Origin of the sequence: Bordetella bronchialis (assembly GCF_001676705.1) — a bacterium.
Lineage (GTDB): Bacteria > Pseudomonadota > Gammaproteobacteria > Burkholderiales > Burkholderiaceae_B > Bordetella_C > Bordetella_C bronchialis.
In genome coordinates this window covers 4,524,385-4,541,912 of sequence record NZ_CP016170.1, presented here as the reverse complement: position 1 = coordinate 4,541,912, position 17,528 = coordinate 4,524,385, and the positions used below count along the sequence as shown (strand labels likewise).

At 66.0% G+C, this 17,528-nt stretch carries 12 protein-coding genes; 10 read left to right on the top strand and 2 right to left on the bottom strand.

The annotated features are described in order from the left end of the window. Positions 1-473: 473 nt before the first annotated feature. From BAU06_RS19990 to BAU06_RS19945, 10 genes are all read left to right on the top strand, one after another. Positions 474-1,772: a nucleotide sugar dehydrogenase gene (locus BAU06_RS19990; RefSeq protein WP_082988356.1), complete on the top strand. Its 1,299-nt coding sequence runs from the start codon at positions 474-476 to the stop codon at positions 1,770-1,772. A gap of 37 nt (positions 1,773-1,809) precedes the next feature. Beyond that, the gene (locus BAU06_RS19985; protein ID WP_066354157.1) at positions 1,810-4,290 is read left to right on the top strand and encodes a hypothetical protein; all 2,481 of its coding nucleotides are present in this window, start codon (positions 1,810-1,812) and stop codon (positions 4,288-4,290) included. Next, entirely contained in the window at positions 4,287-6,347 is a 2,061-nt protein-coding gene (locus BAU06_RS19980; RefSeq protein WP_066354153.1) for a glycosyltransferase, read from the top strand. Before BAU06_RS19985 ends, BAU06_RS19980 begins: the two co-directional genes overlap by 4 nt. Positions 6,348-6,387: 40 nt before the next feature. Continuing rightward, positions 6,388-7,545, top strand: a complete 1,158-nt coding sequence (locus tag BAU06_RS19975; protein ID WP_066354151.1) for a polysaccharide biosynthesis/export family protein — start codon at positions 6,388-6,390, stop codon at positions 7,543-7,545. Between the two features lies 1 nt (position 7,546). After that, complete coding sequence (locus BAU06_RS19970; protein WP_066354149.1) at positions 7,547-8,893, top strand: ABC transporter permease; 1,347 nt, start codon at positions 7,547-7,549, stop codon at positions 8,891-8,893. A gap of 9 nt (positions 8,894-8,902) precedes the next feature. Then, positions 8,903-9,622, top strand: coding sequence for a P-loop NTPase family protein (locus tag BAU06_RS19965; RefSeq protein WP_066354148.1), 720 nt, complete (start codon positions 8,903-8,905; stop codon positions 9,620-9,622). 121 nt (positions 9,623-9,743) lie between these two features. After that, positions 9,744-10,775: a KpsE/RkpR family capsule polysaccharide export protein gene (locus BAU06_RS19960; protein WP_066359423.1), complete on the top strand. Its 1,032-nt coding sequence runs from the start codon at positions 9,744-9,746 to the stop codon at positions 10,773-10,775. Next, on the top strand, positions 10,768-12,675 hold the full coding sequence (locus BAU06_RS19955) for a Vi polysaccharide transport protein VexE (RefSeq protein WP_066354147.1): 1,908 nt from the start codon (positions 10,768-10,770) through the stop codon (positions 12,673-12,675). Before BAU06_RS19960 ends, BAU06_RS19955 begins: the two co-directional genes overlap by 8 nt. A 12-nt stretch (positions 12,676-12,687) precedes the next feature. Then, positions 12,688-13,776 carry an SDR family oxidoreductase gene (locus BAU06_RS19950; RefSeq protein ID WP_082993761.1) on the top strand — a complete coding sequence of 363 codons (1,089 nt, stop codon included), beginning with the start codon at positions 12,688-12,690 and terminating at the stop codon, positions 13,774-13,776. An 11-nt stretch (positions 13,777-13,787) separates the two neighbouring features. Next, on the top strand, positions 13,788-14,981 hold the full coding sequence (locus BAU06_RS19945) for a pectate lyase family protein (RefSeq protein ID WP_066354134.1): 1,194 nt from the start codon (positions 13,788-13,790) through the stop codon (positions 14,979-14,981). Between the two features lie 45 nt (positions 14,982-15,026). On the opposite strand, the gene BAU06_RS19940 is transcribed toward BAU06_RS19945, so the two are convergent. Both BAU06_RS19940 and BAU06_RS19935 read right to left on the bottom strand, forming a co-directional pair. Further along, positions 15,027-15,710, bottom strand: a complete 684-nt coding sequence (locus BAU06_RS19940; protein WP_066359421.1) for a haloacid dehalogenase type II — start codon at positions 15,708-15,710, stop codon at positions 15,027-15,029. A 101-nt stretch (positions 15,711-15,811) separates the two neighbouring features. Beyond that, positions 15,812-17,446 (bottom strand): hypothetical protein, encoded by a 1,635-nt coding sequence (locus BAU06_RS19935; RefSeq protein WP_082993760.1) that lies wholly within the window; start codon positions 17,444-17,446, stop codon positions 15,812-15,814. Positions 17,447-17,528 lie beyond the last annotated feature (82 nt).

The following is a 17,528-nucleotide window of genomic DNA, read 5'->3' as shown; positions in this document are numbered from 1 at the left end:
CAATTAGCGCGCAGCGTGGCTGTCCCGGCACGGGCTCCGTAAATAGCGGGGATTAAGCGCGATGGGTGCGATGACGCGCGGATAAGAGCGGGTAATAAACAAATCCAACAGCCCGCGGTTTCATGACGTTTAGATTAAACAATAATAATTGATACGCCTTCAAACGATTAAACATAGCTTTCTCATCAGCTTTGTTGCGTCTCGTGTAATGAATGTAATTCATTAGCCGGCCGTCTCGGTTTGTTGCGCCCAGACTGACTCATTTTCACAGTAATCAACATATTTAGAAAAAGAGATTGCTCTTCTTTGCGTCAGGATGCGCGGGCTGGTGTGTTGGGGCTTTAAACCGCTCCATCGAATCGCCGGTTATTTGTAAATATTTTTAGCGATGCGCCCGCGCTCGGACTTGTACGCACGCCCCGGAGGCGTGCGGTTTTCGTCTATGGGCGTCGACTTCTCGTGTCCCGGACACGATGACAAAGAGTGAGGTAACAGTGGTAAAGAGAATCGCGGTTTGCGGCCTGGGTTATGTCGGCCTACCGGTTGCCGTGGCGCTTGCGAAGCGCTTTGATGTCATCGGTTTTGATGTGGATAAACGGCGTATCGCACGCCTGAGGGAGGGTGATGACTGGACAGGAGAAATCGAGCGCCATGTGCTGCTCGATTCCGGCCTGAAGCTGACGGACGACGTCCGGGACCTGCACGGCTGCGATTTCTTCGTCGTCGCGGTCCCGACGCCCGTCGATGAAAAGAACAACCCGGATTTCTCGCTGCTGGTCCGGGCCTGCCAATCGATAGGTCCGGTGCTGCGCCCGGGCTGCATCGTCGTGTTCGAATCCACCGTCCATCCCGGCGCGACCGAGGAAATATGCGGGCCGGAACTGGAAAAGGCCTCCGGCTTGCGTTGCGGGGTCGATTTCAAGCTGGGCTACAGCCCGGAGCGGATCAATCCGGGCGACCGCGACCATCCGCTCGAGAAAATCGTCAAGATCGTATCCGGCCAGGACGACGAGGCGCTCGAAATCATCGCGGGCGTCTACGAGAAGATCATCGAGGCGGGGGTTCACCGCGCCTCTTCCATCAAGGTGGCCGAGGCCGCCAAGGTGCTCGAGAACACCCAGCGCGACATCAATATCGCGCTGATGAACGAGATGTCCAAGATCTGCGACCTGGTCGGCATCCGTACGTCGGAAGTGCTGGCCGCCGCGGGAACCAAATGGAATTTCCTGCGTTTCACGCCGGGACTGGTGGGCGGCCACTGCATCGGCGTGGATCCGTACTACCTGACCTCGAAAGCGCAGGAGCTGGGCTACCACCCCGAGGTCATCCTGTCCGGGCGCCGGATCAACGACGGCATGGCGGGACACGTCGCGTCGCGGGTGGTGCAGGTGCTGGCCCGCAACGGCCGCCTCAATGGCTCGACCCGCGTCGGCATCCTGGGAATGACCTTCAAGGAAAACGTCCCCGACATCCGTAACTCCAAGGTGGTCGATCTGTATAACGCCCTGGGCGATTACGGCATCAAGCCGGTCGCCTGCGACCCCATGGTCGATCCCCAGCAGATGGAGCACGAGTACGGCATCAAGCTCGTGGAGCGCCGGGACTTCAAGGACATGGACGTGCTGATCCTGGCCGTCCCGCATCGCCAGACCATGGAATCCATCTGGGATGACCTGCCCGGGCTGGTCAAGCGCGGCGGCATGGTCTGCGACCTGAAGTCGGTGCTCGATAGCAAGCGGCTTTCGCCCGATCTCTTGTACTGGACTCTCTAGGTTCGGGCCGTCAACCCATCACTACAGGTGACCCTGAATGGCTACTTTCACGATCGCTCCGATTGGAACCTGCCGCATCCATACGCCCTTGCGCGATGCGGTAGGCCGCTATCCGCTGAAGCTGCAGCTGGGGCGCAACTACGGCTTCGTGCATACGAGCACCGAAGCGCTGCAGCAAGCGCGATTCATGTACGGCCAGCGCGATATTCCCGCCGACGTACAGCGGCTGGTCTTCCGGCCGTCGAATGGCGAACAGGCCCGCCGCGGGACGCACGAACCCGCGGACCTGTACATGGTCGAGCTGTCCTCCCGCAAGCTGCTGACCATCGACCAATATCCCATCCAGTCCAACTATCTGGTGCGCTACTTCAGCGAGTTCTTCGCCGACCGTGGGCGCGCGCGGATGTTCTGGACGCTCGCCGCCCCGGACAAGCTCGCGGAGCGGCGCGCCGCGCTGGAGCAAGACCCGGTCTTCAAGGCCCTGCCCGCCGATGACCGCGAGCTGCTGGCCCGCATCGTCAAGCGCGATCTGACGGACGACGAGATCGAGGGCGAAATGCGTGAGCTCGTCGATCTGCTGGGCAAGGAAAAGGTGGTCTTCGTCACCCACGTCAACGCCTTGACGCCGGACAACGTGCCGATCGAGCAGCGGCAGCAATTGATCGCCGCCATCGGCGCGGCCGCGCAGAAGATCGGCGTGCCTTGCTACGATCCGACGCCGCTGATGAACAAGATAGGGCAAGCCGATGCGCTGGAGAACGGCGGGCTGGACCTGACGCATTACACCGAACTCTTCGCCGAGCGCCTGTGCGCCGACTGGTACAAGAACTACATGCGCCCGCGGATGAGCGCGTCCACGCCTCCCGCCACGGTGGCAAGGCTGGCGGCGGAGGAAAGCGCCGAGCGCCTGGAGAAATTGTGGGACGCCGGCGAATTGCGCGAGGCCTCGCGGTGCACGCGCGACGTGCTGCGCCGCCATCCCGGGCTGCCCGACCACGTGCTGCTGCTGGCGCGGATGCAGGAAGAACTGGGGGATTACGAAAGCGCGATCGCGCTGCTGGAAAACGCCGATGGCGCGGTGGCGTCGGGCAGCAAGGCCGAACAGCTGCTGATGCGCAGCCACTTCAAGCTGGGGCACTACGAACTGGCGTATTCGCTGGCGGCCGGCCTGCTGGGCGACGAGATCGAAACGCCGGAGATCCTGCGGATCGCGGCGGTGTCGGCCGGCCAGCTGGGCAATGTGGAAGAGGCCCTGGGCAACTGGCGCCAGCTGTTCCGCGTTGCGGGCAACGACAAGGCATGGGCGCTGGAAGCCGCCGACACGGTGCTTTCCATGCTCCAGGCCAGCGGCGACATGGACGCGGTCCTGCGCTGGGTGGAGGAAGTCCGCGCGGCGCTGCCTTCGTATGGCCGCGGATTCGCCGTGCTGTGGCGCGACCGGATGATGGCCGGCGATCGCGCGGCCCTGCGTTCGCTGGCGTCCGAGGCCCCCGCGCTTGCCGAGACGGAGGCGCTGGAGCTGGTCAAGGAAGCGTCGTGGCGCGGCTACATGGTGGCCGCCGCCGCCCTGGCCGTGTCATGCGGGCTGCCCAAGAGCGGCCAGGACGATATCCGCGGTTGGCTGCAGGCGCAGTCGTCCTCGTGGGCAGAGGAGGGCGCGCGGGCGCTGGAGGCAGGCCGGCTGCGCGACGCGGCGGAGCGGATCTTCGCGCATCGCCTGCTGGATCCCGATGCGCTGGCGGGCGTGCGCGCGCAGCGCGCGTTCGAGCGCGCGATGCGCATGGCCGTACGGGCCGCGCTGCTGGCGGGCAACCATAAGGAAGTGATCGAGCTCACGGATATCGCGCTCGATACCCATGTGGACTTCCCCGAGCTCGATGCCATGCGGGGCCGCGCCGCCGATGCGCTGGGCGACAAGCAGACCGCCATGCGGCATCTCGAACTGGCCGCGTCCGGCGACGCCGCCCAGTTCAGCACACAGCTGTATTTCGCGCGCGTGGCCTTCAACGGCGGCTGGTTCGGCCAGGCGATAGACGCCTACACCGCGGTGCTGGGCCATCCCTCGGCCGACCAGAGCGCGAAAGAAGAAGCCGAGCGCCAGCTGCGCCGGCTCGGACCGCGCTCCATACGCGCCGCGCGCGAAAAGCTGGCCGCGGGAGACCACCGGGGCGCCTGGAAACTGCTGGATCGCATCGCGCAATCCTGGCCGGAGATGCCGGAGGTCGCCCAGGAAAAGCGGCGCGTGCTGGCGGTCCTGTACGCCGAAGCGCGCGCACTGGATCCGTCCAGCGCGATCGAGCGTCTTGCCCTGGGCGAACGGATCCTGGAACTGGTTCCCGACGATCCCATCGGCCTGCGGGCGGCCGCCGTGGGCGCCATGCGCCTGCATCGTTTCGAGCAGGCCCTGCCGTACTGGCAAGCGCTCAAGGAGCGCTCGGAGAACCCCGCACAGTACGACCACTACATCCAGAGATGCCAGGTATGGATCGATAAGGCCAACCGTAGGAAGGCGGCATGAAACAGCTACCGGATACCGAGCAGGAGGACAGTACCTCCCATCTTCAATGGGTTCATGCCCAGTTAGAGGGAATCGTCGCGGCATCGGGCCGGGTTCAACTCGCGCAGGCCAACCTGCCGCGCGCGGAAGCGCTGGCGCGCGACCATATGGCCGACCCCAAGGTCCGCTTTCTTCTTCTGCGGCTGAAAGAGTCCGCCGGCCACAACGAGGGCATGTTCGAACAATGGTCGGCGCTGCTGCAGGATTGCCCCAACGACCTGCAGATCGTCCGCTATTGCGCGACGCGGCTCGTCAAGGACCGGCATATCGACGAGGCCCTGGCGCTCATCGACCGCTATCTGCCGGGGACCGCCCGCAATCCGGACAAGCTGTTCGCGCGGGCCAAGCTGCTTAGCGACATACGCGCCCACGAGCAGTCCGATGCGCTGTTCCGGCGCCTGATCGCACGCCACAACGACCGCAACGTGCGCGTGGAGTTCGCCAAGCGCCTGCGCAAGCGCGGATTGCTGGCGGACGCATACGAGGCTATCAAACCCGTGGCCGAGCAGCTGGCTCCCGGCAGCAAGGCCGCGGAACTGGCCAGCGCCCTGGCTAGCGATTACGCCTTCTACCGGTCCTTCGAGCCGGAGGAAGGACTGGCCGGCAAGGACATCCGGATCGTCTCGATGAAGCACGCGATCCTGCATTTCAAGAACCGCATCATCGACGCCAAGCCGCCCGAGAATCCCGTCTCCATCGCGCTGGTCACGGGCAGCCTGGGGCCGGGTGGCGCGGAGCGGCAGCTTACGCGGCTGGCGGGCGAACTGCACCGTATGGCCGCGTCCGGCGAGCGCCGGCCGGCCTTCATGCCGGTCAAGCCGGAGAAGGTGGAAGTGCTGGTCAAGCAGCATACCGAGCCGGCCGGCTCCGGGCGCAAGCAGGGCCTGGACTTCTTCCTGCCCGTCCTGGCCAAGGCACAGATCCCGGTCACGGAAATCAATGGGCTGCCGCCGGTATCGGTCTCGCACCAGCCGGTCGCCGAGCCTTCCCTCACGCGCCTGCTGGAGCAGCTGCCGCCGCCGGTGCACTACGGCGTGACGCGTCTTACGCCGTTGCTGCGCGAACATGCCTTCGACGTGGTGAGCCTATGGCAGGACGGCACCTGCCTGTTCGGCGCCCTGGCGGCGCTGCTGGCCGGCGTCCCCACCATACACCTGGTGTTCCGCGGCCTGCCGCCGAACATACGCAAGGACCGCTTCCGCGAGGAGTATCCCGTGCTGTACCAGGCGCTGGCGCAGGTGCCCGGCGTGCATTTCGTCAGCAACAGCCGCGCGGCGGCGGAGGAGTACGCGAAATGGCTCGGCATCCCGTCGGTGCGTTTCCATATTCTCTACAACGGCGTCCCGGAACTGGCGACGGACGCCTCGCCGGAAGACGAGAACAAGTGGAACGCCTTCCAGGCCAGCACGGCCGACGCCACCGAGACGATAGGCGGGGTCTTCCGCCTGGAGCCGGACAAACGTCCGCAGCTTTGGATCAAGCTCGCGGCGATGTACCTGAAGCGGCGGCCCAAGGCGCGCTTTTTCATCGTCGGGGACGGCCGCCTGGTCGACAACATGGTGGCCTTGGCGGACGAACTGTGCGTGGGCGACCGGCTCCTGTTCGTCGGCCTGTCGAAGCATGTCGGGTACTGGTACTCGCAGATGGACGTCAAGGTGCTGCTCTCCCGGTACGAAGGCTTGCCCAACGTGCTGATCGAGGCGCAGCTGCTGGGGGTACCTGTCGTGTCCACGCCGGCGGGCGGGGCGGGCGAATGCTTTGTCGAGAACGTGACGGGCCACCTGCTGGACGATCTGGAGCATCCGGACCTGAACGAGGCCTGCGACAAGATCGAGTCCATGGTCGACCTGACCCGCGGCAACGAGGTGTTGAAGCAGCATAGCCGCCAGCGGGCAAGGGAGCTGTTCTCGCTCAATGCCATGCTGGACAAGTTCCTGAGTCTGTGCGTGTCGGTCATCGGCGTATCCAACAACGATGACCGCATGGACCTCGGGGGCATGCGCCTGATGGAGGCCTGACCGCCGGCCGTCTTCCCTGATCCTGGAAACCATGTCTTCGATGAGAACGTACGTTCCGGCCCTGGGCCGGCGCGGCAAGGCAGCGCCAGTGATGGTGCTGCTTGCCGCATTTTCACTGACCGGATGCCAGCTGCCGCGTTCCGGTCCGATGTTGAGCGAAATGGTCTCGGCCAACGATGCCAAGGATGTCGTCGTCATGCCGGTCTCGCCCGAACTGGCGCGGGCCAGCAATGTGCCCGACGTCATGGATTTCCCCGCGCGCTATCGCGATGCCAGCGATGCCAACTTCGACGTGCTGGTCCCGGGAGACGGGATCAACATCACGGTCTGGGAGCGCGACGGCCTGGGCGTGTTCGCGGCCAATGCCGCCGGCATCAGCGACCTGGGCAACCAGGAGATCGACCGCTCGGGGAATCTCTACTTTCCGATCCTGGGACGATTCCGGGCGGCCGGCCTGACGCTGGCGCAATTGCATGAGGCCGTCGTCGCCCGCCTGAGCAAGCTCGTGGTGGGCTCCGACGTCAGCGTGACCCGGGCCGCCGATGCGCGCGGGCAGATGGTCACGGTGCAGGGCAACCTGACCAAGCCGGGCATGTATCCGATCACGCAGACCACCCAGCGCCTGAGCAGCGCGCTGGCGCTGGCCGCACCGGTGCAGACCAACCCCGAGCAGCTCGTGATCACCCTGCGCCGCGGCAAGGAGATCGCGTCCGTGCGGCTGGCGGATATCTACCGCAACCAGGATAACGATATCCTGCTGCGTGCCGGCGACGTGATCACCGCGCACGATGCGCGCGAGTACCTGACCGTGCTGGGCGCCGCCGGAACCCAGGGGCGCGTGGCCATCAGCAAGCGCAACTACAGCGTGCTGGACGCGCTGGGCGATGCGAAGGGCCTGGACGACAAGACGGCGGATCCCCGTTCCGTCTTCCTGTTCACCCCCGCCAAGCCCGGTACCAAGGGGGCGCCGGATACGCTGCCCATCGTTTACCAGTTCGACCTGACCCGGCCGGAGCAGGTGGCCTTGGCGGGGCAGTTCACGGTACGCGAAGGGCAGGCCATCTATATTTCCGACGCGCCGTTTACCCAGGTGCAGAAGGTCCTGTCGGCATTCCGGGTGACCATGAGCGCCGGCTTCAGCGCCACGCGGGCCATCGACAGCGATTCGGGCTCCAGTTCCTCCGGGGTGACTCAATAGCGTGTCGACGAGCAATGAGGATCGCATCAAGGGCTGGCGCGCCCGCCGGCAGGACAGGAACTACGCGGTAGGCGCCGGCATTGCGGCCTGGCGCCTGGACCTGGCCGCGCTGTCCGACGCCCGGATCTCGCCCGCCGCCGTGCTGACGCGGCTGGTCGCGCGCCTGCGCGGCGCCCCGCACGATACCGTCGCCGCCCGGCGAGCGGTGTACGAGGCCGTCCAGTCCGAACTGGAAGCGGAGATCGAGCGCAACGGCTTCGCCGAATCGGTTGCCGACTTCCCCCGACGGCGCCTGCGTATCATGGTGCGCCTGCTGGAGCTGGATATCCGCGCGGGGGCGGACGTGTTCGCTGCCGGCTATATGCCGGCGAAGCTGGCGGCGGAAGACGAGCGCCTGGCCGCGGCGCACGAGCGGCGGGCGCGGCGGCGCAAGCAGGAAGAGGCGCAGCTGGCGCGCCGCCATGCCTCGCGCAACGATATCGCGCTGGAGATCGAGCTTTCCCGGGACGAGGCCGCGGATCTCGCGGTCCTGCGCGAACGCATGCGGGCCCTGCACGGCCGGTATCGTCCGCGCGATGTCGAGGACGGCCGGCCGCGCCTGCGCACCCTGATTCCCATGCTGGTCTATCAATTGCACGTGATGCACGGGGAAAGCCGCATCGCGCTGCTATGGGCGCTGGTCGGGCCGGTGGTGCTGCTTACGCTGATCTCGTCGCTGTATTTCCTGATGGGAACGCATTACATCCTGGGCATGGATGTGCCGACGTTCTCGTTGCTGGGAGCCACCACATGGATCATGTTCCGGCAGATCATTTTCCGGAGCAGTACCAGTTATGTGTCCGCGCGGGGACTGCTGAACTTCCAGGGCGTCACGCCGCTGATGGGCGCCTTGGTGCAGGCCTGCATCTATGTCTCGGTGTACCTGGCGGTATTCGGCGTGCTGATCGGCGCGGGCAGCGCGCTGGACCTTATCACCCTGCCGGTGAGTTGGCCGGGATTCATGTTGTATGTGGTGCTGATGGGGGCGGGCGGTGCCGCGATGGGGGTGCTGTTCGGCGCGATCGCGACGGCCTGGCATTTTTTCCTGCGGCTCGCGCCGGTCATCGAACGATTCCTGCAGATATTCTCCGGCGTGTTCTTTGTTTCGGAACAGCTGCCGGAGCAGCTGCGCCCGTGGCTCCTGTGGTCGCCGTTCGCGCATGGCATGCAGCTCCTGCGCTCGGCCTATTTCAGCAGCTATACGTCGCAGGACGCCAGCCTGGCGTACTTCCTGACTTCGCTGGTCTTCCTGGCGGTGGCCGCCCTGGCGGCGGAGCGCCTGGCCCGCAGCAATGTGCAGCCGATGTGAGCGACGACCATGATCCATCTCAATGGTGTGACCGACGACCCCTACGCATTCGGCAGCCGGCAGCCCCTGTTGAGGAATGTCGACCTGGACATTCCCGTCGGGCGCTACGCGCTGCTGTCGCCGGCGCCGGAGCTGCACCGGCAGATCATCGATGTGCTGTGTGGCCTGCGTCCGCCGCGGCAGGGTTTCGTCAAGCACGATGGCAGCGTGTCCTGGGCGATAGGCCGGCAAGGCTTCATCCGCGGAAAGGCCAACGGCCTGCGCATGATCGAGTTCGTCTGCGAGATGTACGGACTGGACTCGGATGCCACCGTCGATTTCGTGGCGGACCTGATTACGGACCCGAAGTGCCTGGCCAGGCCCATGGAGCATTGGCCGCTCTACGCCAGGCAGGAGTTTTCGTTCGCGCTGGCGCTGGCGCCTGCGTTCGACGTCTATGTGATCGAGGGCGCGATGCCTTTCGAGCCCTGTCGCTTCACCCGTCTCTGGCTGGCGCTGTTCGAGGAACGCCTGGTCGGACGGACGCTCGTTTTTTCCAGTTATCGCCAGAACCAGATGGCGGACTATTGCTTCAAAGGCTTAGTTTATGAAGGAAGCACTCTCAGAATCGAAGACGACCTCGACCGGTGCATCCGCCAGTTCCCTCCAAGACGATCCCGGAGCGACTCGGGCAGTGCCGGGGAAGACCCTTACGGAAGCGGATTCGGCGACAGCCAGCTCGGCCTCTGAAGGCGAGTCGGAGATCGAGCGCCGCCGGCGCGACCGCCAGGCAGCCTTGCGCGAGCGTCGCCGCCAGCGCTGGATCAACGCGCTCATCGTCGTCGCGCCGGTCGCGCTCGCCTTGGTCTATGTGTTCTGGCTCGCGACGCCACGTTACGAGGCCGAGTCGCGGTTCTTCGTGCAATCCGGTTCCGGCCAGCAATCCGCGGGCGGCGGGGCGACCAATCTGCTGACCACGGGGAACATGCAGGGCATGCTGGGCGGCTTCGTGGACGGATGGGCGGTGAGCGATTTCCTGAAGTCGCGCGACGCCATGCGTCAGCTCGATCAGGCGATCGGATTGCGCCGCTACCTGACCCATGACGGGCTGGACGTGTTCAACCGCCTGCCCGAGGATGCCAGCGAGGACGACCTGTATCGCGCCTACCAGGCCTCGGTCAAGGTGTCCTTCAATGTGCTGGAGCAGATCGATGTCCTGCGCGTGAGCGCGTTTTCGCCGGATGACGCGGCGACCATATCCCGGGCCCTGATCGGCCTGGCGGAGGCCTTCGTCAGCCGGTTGAACGAAAAAGGCGTGGCCGACAAGCTGAAGGTGAGCGAGGAGTCCGTCAGGCGCGCGGAGCGGAAGGCGCTGGAGGCCCGCGATGCCCTGACGGCCTGGCGGACGGCGCACGGCAATATCGATCCGACCGCGACGGTGACGATGCTGCTGAACCTGTCCGGGCAACTGGAGAGCGAGCTCAGCAACGCGCAGATTAATCTGGACAAGATCCGTGCCCTGGGCAATCCCAACCATCCCATGCTCAAGCCGGCGCAGATGCAGGTCGCCGCCCTGCAAAAGCGGCTGGTCTCGGTGCGCCATCGGCTGAGCGGGCAGGGCAATACGGAAGCGCGGCAACTCAAATCGTACGAGGCCTTGAGGAACGCGCAGGCTTTCGCGGATTCCAACCTGACCCTGGCGCAGCAGTCGTACCAGCAGGCCATGGTCGATGCCCTGCGGCTGCAGCGGTATTTGTCCATCATCGCGCAGCCCGTGCCCACGGACCGCCCGAGCAGTCCGCACACCAGGAACCTGCTGCTGCAAGCGTTGGCGCTCGGATTCGTGCTGATGTTCATCGCTCGCATCGCGATGGCTCTGATCAGGGGGATGCGTCATGGCTGATGTGACTGTTGCGGAACGCCGGGGCGCGAGCGCCGACGCCCGCGGTCGTCTTCTGGATGTCATCGCGGAGATCCGGTCCGCGCCGGATCCGGGGCGCGAGATGGCGCGGCTGGACGCCGTGCTGGCGCGCGACCCCGATGGGTGGCGGGAAGTCCGGCGTTTGCTGGTTACGCCGTTCGTGCGCGACGGCGCCCTGGCGGCGGCGATCGCCGCGCTGGAGGCCCTGGTGGCGGCCTACCCGTCCCGGATGGACGACCGGCGCCTGCTGGCCAGCCTGTTGGGCAGGACCGGGCAGTGGGAGCGTGCCATCGCCCAGGCGGATGCGGCGGCCGACATCGAGTCCGGGACCGCCGCCTTGCATGCCGCCCGTATCCAGCTGCGGCTGCAGGCCGGGCGGCTGGCCGATGCGGCGGCGGTGGCGCGCGCGACCGCCGGCCTGGTCACCGGCGAATGCGGCGAAGCGCATTACTGGATGCTGGCGTTCCTGCGCAATGGCGACACGGCGGAGGCCGCGCGGGTCGCGGCGCTGCTGGATGCCGGCAAGCTGCCCAACGAGCGGGTGGCCGCGATGGCGGTCCGCGCCCTGTACGAGGATTTCCGGTCGGAGGCGGCCATCCGCCTGGGCGACGCCGCCCTGGCCGCGGGCCATGACAGCCCGGCCCTGCGTACGGCGCTGGGCCAGGCACACTTGCGCCGCGGTAGCGACGACGATCGCAAGGTGCATGCCCTGGCGCACTTCCAGGCCGCGTTGCAGGTGGCGCCCACGGACGTGCGGCTGCTGTCGCTGTACGGCGAAACACTGCTGCGGGCGGGACGCTACAAGGCTGCGGTGGATCCCTTGCGGCAGGCGGTCGACCTGGCGCCCGACCTGGAGCAGACCCGGGTGCTTTATGCACGCGCGCTGCGCTATGCCATGCAATACGCCGAAGCCGCCGACCAGGTATTGGCGCTGTACGAAAAGTCCCCGGATAACCTGCTCTGGCAGCGCACCGCCATCGCGGCCCTGTCCCAGGCAGGCCGCACACAGCAGGCCGAAGCCCTGTACGAGCAATACGTCTCCCGGCGCGGCAGGCAGCTTCCGGACACCTTCCAGGAAGCCCTGGACGGGCTGCGGGACCGGCTGGACAAAGCGCCGATCCCGCAGGCCCGCTTCGATTGGGCATGGTCGCTGCGCGGCGATAAGAACGCCGACCGCGCCCAATGGGAACGTGCGGCGCGCTGGGGACATCTGGTCGACCATCTTCTTTTCGATTGGATCGAATGCCGCGAGGACCAGGTCGAAGAGGCCATGCAGCTGCTTGGCGACCTGGACGCCGGCGAGCGCTTCTTCGCGCCCCTGCTCGCGTCCGGTAAAGGCGTCGTGCTTGCCACGGCGCACGTGGGACCCATGTATGCCGGGCTGATGGCGCTGGAACTGGTGGGCATTCCATCGCGCTGGCTGGCGACGGCTCCCAGCATCGCCAAGGCCAGCTACTCGGCCGCCCTGATTTCCACCGCCGACCAGACCGAGGCGCAGGTGGCCAAGGCCTGCATGCGCGCGCTGGGATCGGGCTACGTGCTATGCCTGGCCGTCGACGGCGCCGCGAATCCCGCCGCGCCGCGCACGACTTTCGAGGGACAGGAGGTCACGTATTCCAGCTTTGCGTCGCTCATGGCGCAGCGCATGGGCGTGCCTTCGGTGTTCTATGCCCCGCGCTGGGAGAACGGCCGGATTACCTACACGCTGGCAATGCTGCCCCAGGCGGAACCTGGCGAAGACGCCGAGGCGTATGCCCGGCGATGGCAGCAGGCGTACTTTGAACGGCTCAGGGAACATCTGGCCGGCCCCCCGGAGAACCTGCGCTTGAGCGGGGGAATCTGGCGCCATGTGAAGCCCGCGGATCGGTCCGCGCGGCAATAGGGAGTGATTTCGATGGACAGGAAAGACTTTGACGGCGAGTTGAAACTCGCGCCCTGGTTGCGCGACGAGACGCAACGCGACCTGCGCGAGGCGCTGCTGGCGCGCCGGCGGCGGTGGCTGGTGACCGGGGCGGCGGGCTTCATCGGCTCGAATCTGGTGGAAACCCTGCTGCTGCTGGACCAGGATGTGGTCGGCCTGGACAATTTCTCGACCGGGCACCGGCGCAATCTGGACGAGGTCAGGAACAACGTCGGGGAAGATCGCTGGACGCGCTTCACGCTGCACGAGGCCGACATCCGCGATATGGCGGCGTGCGAGCGCGCCGTCGCGCAAGCCGATTACGTGCTGCACCAGGCCGCGCTCGGTTCCGTGCCGCGTTCGGTGAAAGATCCCGTGACCTCGCACGAGGTGAACGTGTCGGGTTTCGTGAATGTGCTGGACGCGGCGCGGCGCGCCTCGATCCAGGGTTTCGTCTATGCCGCCTCCAGCTCGACGTATGGCGACGAGCCCAATCTGCCCAAGCGGGAAGACCGTATCGGCAGGCCGCTGTCGCCTTACGCGGTGACCAAGCTGGTCGATGAAATCTATGCAGAGGTATACGCGCGCGTATACGGATTCGCCGCCACGGGGCTGCGCTATTTCAATGTCTTCGGCCCGCGCCAGGATCCGAACGGCGCCTACGCGGCCGTGATCCCGAAATGGATTGCTTCCATGATCGACGGCGAACCCGTCCGCATCAACGGCGATGGCGAGACCAGCCGGGACTTCTGCTTCGTGGGCAATGTGGTGCAGGCCAACCTGCGCGCCGCCTTGCGGCAAACCGCCGGCGCGAGCGAGGTCTATAACGTCGCCGTGGGCGGCCGCACCACGCTCAACGACCTGTTCGGCATCATACGCGACGGGTTGGCGCCCTGCGGCTTCCCGTATGCGCTCGCGCCGGAGTACGGGCCTTTCCGGGAAGGCGACGTGCGCCATTCGCAGGCCGACGTATCCAAGGCCATCGCCGGCATCGGATACACGCCGCTGGTCGATCTGCGAAAGGGAATGAACCAGGCATTGCCCTGGTACATCGGCTTTCTTACCGCCCGGGCGCCTGCCTGAAGGGGAACGACATGAAGCGCTGGCTGGCAGTCCTGGCGATGTTGTATTGCGGCCTGGCGGCCGCGACCGAATCATGCCGTGTGCCGGACCTGAGCTGTCCGGCTGTTTCGTCCCTGCTGCAGCAACGCGAAGGGTATGGCGCGAAGGCAACGGGCGGCCTGGGAGGGCGGTTCGTGGATGTCACGTCCGACAAGGACTCGGGCCCCGGCACCTTGCGCGCCGCGCTGTCGCATGCGCGCGCGCAAGGCCCCGCCTGGATCCGCTTCGCGTCCGACATGACCATCGTGCTGGACAAGCAGCTTCGCGTGCCGTCGAACGTCACCATCGATGGGCGGGGAAGGCAGGTCACCCTGATCGATGACGGGCTGGGCGTGTATGGCAGCAAGAACGTCATCCTGACGCACCTGACGATAGACGGGCGCTTCGGCAGGCTGACACAGGCGGTGAATGTGGCCAACGGCAGCCGCGATGTGTGGGTCGATCACCTGGATCTTTCGCGGTTCTCCGATCGCCTGCTCAATGTGAAGAACGGTTCGACCGACGTGACGATATCGTGGACGAAATTCCACGACTCCGACAAGGTCATGCTGCTGAACAACATCACGTCGAAGAACCTGTTCAAGAACTACGACCGGGATTCGATCGCGCGGGTGACGCTGCACCACAATTATTTCCTGAACACGGTGCAGCGCAATCCGCGCGCGCAATTCGGTACCTTCCACCTGTTCAACAACCTGCTGGAGAACTGGGATTTCTACGGGATGAGTTTCAGCCTGGAGGCGCGCGCGCTGGTCGAGGGCAATATCTTCAGCAATGTCTCGCAGCGCAAATGCGTGGAGCCGGAGTTCTTTCCCACGGTGGAAGGCGTCAAGGTGAACTACTGCCGTTATATCCCGGAGGCGCCCAAGCGAAGCGCGCTGGTCAACGGCGAATCCGACCGGCGCAACTACGAGAAATCCAAGGCCCAGTACGGCTATGGCAGGGATTTCAAGGCCTCGCTGCGCTTGAAGGACAATCTGTACCTGGGCGATGCCAAGCCGGTACTGGAAGACTACCGTACCGAGTCGGTGCCGACGCCGCCGTACTGCTACGGCTATGAGCATCCCACGCCCGAGCTGGCGGAGAAGATCCGCAGGCTGGCGGGCAATACCCGGGAAGAAACCCCGCTGGCCGCGCCGCGCGGCGGATCGGCTTGCCCCGGTTGAGCGCGGGGCGCGCCGGCCGGCCCTGGCGGTGCGCGTGCGCCGCGGTCAGGCCGGCGCGAACACCGGCAGTTCGTCCAGTGAGCGGATGACACGCGGAGCGGCCCCCAGCTCGTCGAAGGTCCTGGCATCGCGGTTCAGCCAGCACACCTGGAATCCGAAATGCCAGGCGCCGGCGGCGTCCCACGCGTTGGACGAGACGAACAGGATTTCCGCGGCCGGCAAGCGCAAGGTGTCGCAGGCCAGCTGGTATACGCGGAAGTCGGGCTTGAAGACCCTGACTGCTTCGACGCTGAGCAGGTGCGAGAAGCTGGATGCCAGGCCGGACGCGCGCACTACCTCGCCGATGGAAAATACCGAGCCGTTGGACAGGATGGCCAGCGGCACGCCAAGGGCGTTCAGCCGGCCCAGCGCGCCGGGTACTTCGGGGTAGGGCGACAGCTTCAGATAGGCGTCGCACAAGGCGTCGCATGCCGCCTGGTCCAGGTCCAGTCCCAGATGGCGGCAGGTATAGACCAGGGCGTCCCGCGTGGCCTGTTCGAAGGGAATGTACTGTCCCATGAGGCTGCGCAGCCAGGTGTATTCCAGCTGCTTCTGCCGCCATAGCGTGCTGATGTCCATGCCACGGCCCGCATAGCGGCTATCGCAGGCGCCGGCGACGGAATGCACGTCGTACAGGGTTCCGTAGAGATCGAAGACGACGGCCCGGATGGCGGGGGGAATCGGCGGCATTTGGCGCTCCGTTTTCGTGGCCGCCATTTTGGATCATATGTTTTAAAACGGTCAAGCCCGCGCCCGGGCGGGGAATCGGGCCCGGGCGCCGGGGATATCGTTCAGGCCCCGTCCAGCGCTTTCGCGCCACTCAATTGCGCGCTGCGCAGCAGCACGGGATTGGACTTCATCGACACCATGTCGCCGATGGTGGACAGGATGTCGTGCCAGCGCGCCAGGTCCTGCCGCGTGGACGAACCGTCTTCCTTGGGCTGGTTGGCCTGGAGCAGGTTCAGCAGGTCCCAGCCGCGCGAGACCGACGAAGGCGCGGTCAGGTCTTCCTGCAGTTCGCCGACCACGTACTTCCTGGTATGCGTGGACTGGTTGGCCGACTGCGCGAGGGTCGCCTTGACCAGGCGGCCTTCCCGGTAGCCGATGCTGGCCACGCTGCTGGCGCTATCGTCGATCTGGTAGTAGTAGTAATTCTGCGAGTACTTGTCGCTGGTCAGGTTCAAGGGCGTGTCGGGATAGAGCGCCTGGTGGTAGCTGGCGCTCAGGTGCGATTGCTGGGTCTGCTCGATAGACCGGTCGGCCGCCCCGCGGCCCTGGATCTCGGTCTGCTGCGAGACCTGGTACGAGAAGCTGTCCTGCTCCTCCGGCCGCATGGGGTTGGGCGAGGACTGGCCGGCCGCGCGCACCGAGGCGCTGAAGTCGGCCAGGCCGCTCAGCATGGCGTGATCCATGTCGGAAAGCGGCATGGCGCCGGTGGCCGTATCGGACGACACGCCGTAATTGCTGTTCAGGGCGGTGAAGGCATCCTTGAACATCGCCATCAGCGCCGCGTCGCCGCGGCCGCGGCTTTGTGCGTCGTCGAACTGCCGCAGATAGTTTGCCAGGGCGTTCGCCTGCTGGCTGGCGCTGCCGATCAAAGAGGGGTTGGACAGGTCGACGTCGACGTTCACCGTGCCGGCGGTGCCGCTGTAGGCCACGCTGCGGTGCTGGCCGTCGGCCTGGAAGGACAGCGTCTGCAGGCTGCCATCCGTGAGCTTGAAGCTGGACCGAAGGTCGACGGACGACAGGACGCCGGGGTCGAACTGGGTCAGGCCATCCAGCGCCAGCTGGGGTGGCACGCCGGTCAGGCCGTCGATGGCCGTCTGGAAGGCGTCCGCCAGGCCGCCCACCGCGATGCGCTCCGCGTCGGACAGGGTGCCGCCGCTGACCTGGATCTGCACGCCCAGGCCGCCGCCCTGGCTGGTCAGCGACAGGTGGACGGTCGTGCCGCTGGCGGTCTTGATGTCGAGCGTGACCTGGTTGTCGGCCACGGTGTGCAACTGAGTCTGCCGGGTCTGGTCCAGGGTGGAGACGCCGCCATCGCTGCTCGAACCCGGGGATCTCAGGATCACGGATTGGGAATAGTCGCTGCCGCTGAACAGCAGGCGGTCCAGCAGCGCGGCGCCCAGCCCGTGGAAGCGGCCCGCCAATGACGTCGAGTCGTAGTTGGCGGACATGATTCCGCTGATGCTGTCGTCGGACGCGCGCTCCCAGACCGGCACGGAGGACGGCAGCCCGCCGTCGGCATCGTAGGTCTGGGTAAGACGGGCGAATTCGGCGTCGCCCAGGCTCACGCTGGCGGATTGCGCGGACGCGAAGGCGGACGCGGCGGCGGGCGACGCGGTGGCGCCGCCGGCGGCCGCCGCGGGCGCGGCCGACTGTTGCGGCGCGGCCGGCGCGGCGCCCACGGGAAGCAGACTTTGCATGGTCACGGTGTCGGGGTCGGGACAGGGCAGGCCATCCTGCTCTTCCTTTAACGGCTGGTCCGGCCAAGGATTAAGGGCCGGC

What these genes read in the sequence shown, in the direction of transcription:
- BAU06_RS19950 (WP_082993761.1), top strand. Translation starts at nt 12,688, where the DNA reads ATGGACAGGAAAGACTTTGACGGCGAGTTGAAACTCGCGCCCTGGTTG.
- BAU06_RS19965 (WP_066354148.1), top strand. Translation starts at nt 8,903, where the DNA reads ATGATCCATCTCAATGGTGTGACCGACGACCCCTACGCATTCGGCAGC.
- BAU06_RS19945 (WP_066354134.1), top strand. Translation starts at nt 13,788, where the DNA reads ATGAAGCGCTGGCTGGCAGTCCTGGCGATGTTGTATTGCGGCCTGGCG.
- BAU06_RS19935 (WP_082993760.1), bottom strand. Translation starts at nt 17,446, where the DNA reads ATGCAAAGTCTGCTTCCCGTGGGCGCCGCGCCGGCCGCGCCGCAACAG.
- BAU06_RS19940 (WP_066359421.1), bottom strand. Translation starts at nt 15,710, where the DNA reads ATGCCGCCGATTCCCCCCGCCATCCGGGCCGTCGTCTTCGATCTCTAC.
- BAU06_RS19990 (WP_082988356.1), top strand. Translation starts at nt 474, where the DNA reads ATGACAAAGAGTGAGGTAACAGTGGTAAAGAGAATCGCGGTTTGCGGC.
- BAU06_RS19980 (WP_066354153.1), top strand. Translation starts at nt 4,287, where the DNA reads ATGAAACAGCTACCGGATACCGAGCAGGAGGACAGTACCTCCCATCTT.
- BAU06_RS19975 (WP_066354151.1), top strand. Translation starts at nt 6,388, where the DNA reads ATGAGAACGTACGTTCCGGCCCTGGGCCGGCGCGGCAAGGCAGCGCCA.
- BAU06_RS19985 (WP_066354157.1), top strand. Translation starts at nt 1,810, where the DNA reads ATGGCTACTTTCACGATCGCTCCGATTGGAACCTGCCGCATCCATACG.
- BAU06_RS19955 (WP_066354147.1), top strand. Translation starts at nt 10,768, where the DNA reads ATGGCTGATGTGACTGTTGCGGAACGCCGGGGCGCGAGCGCCGACGCC.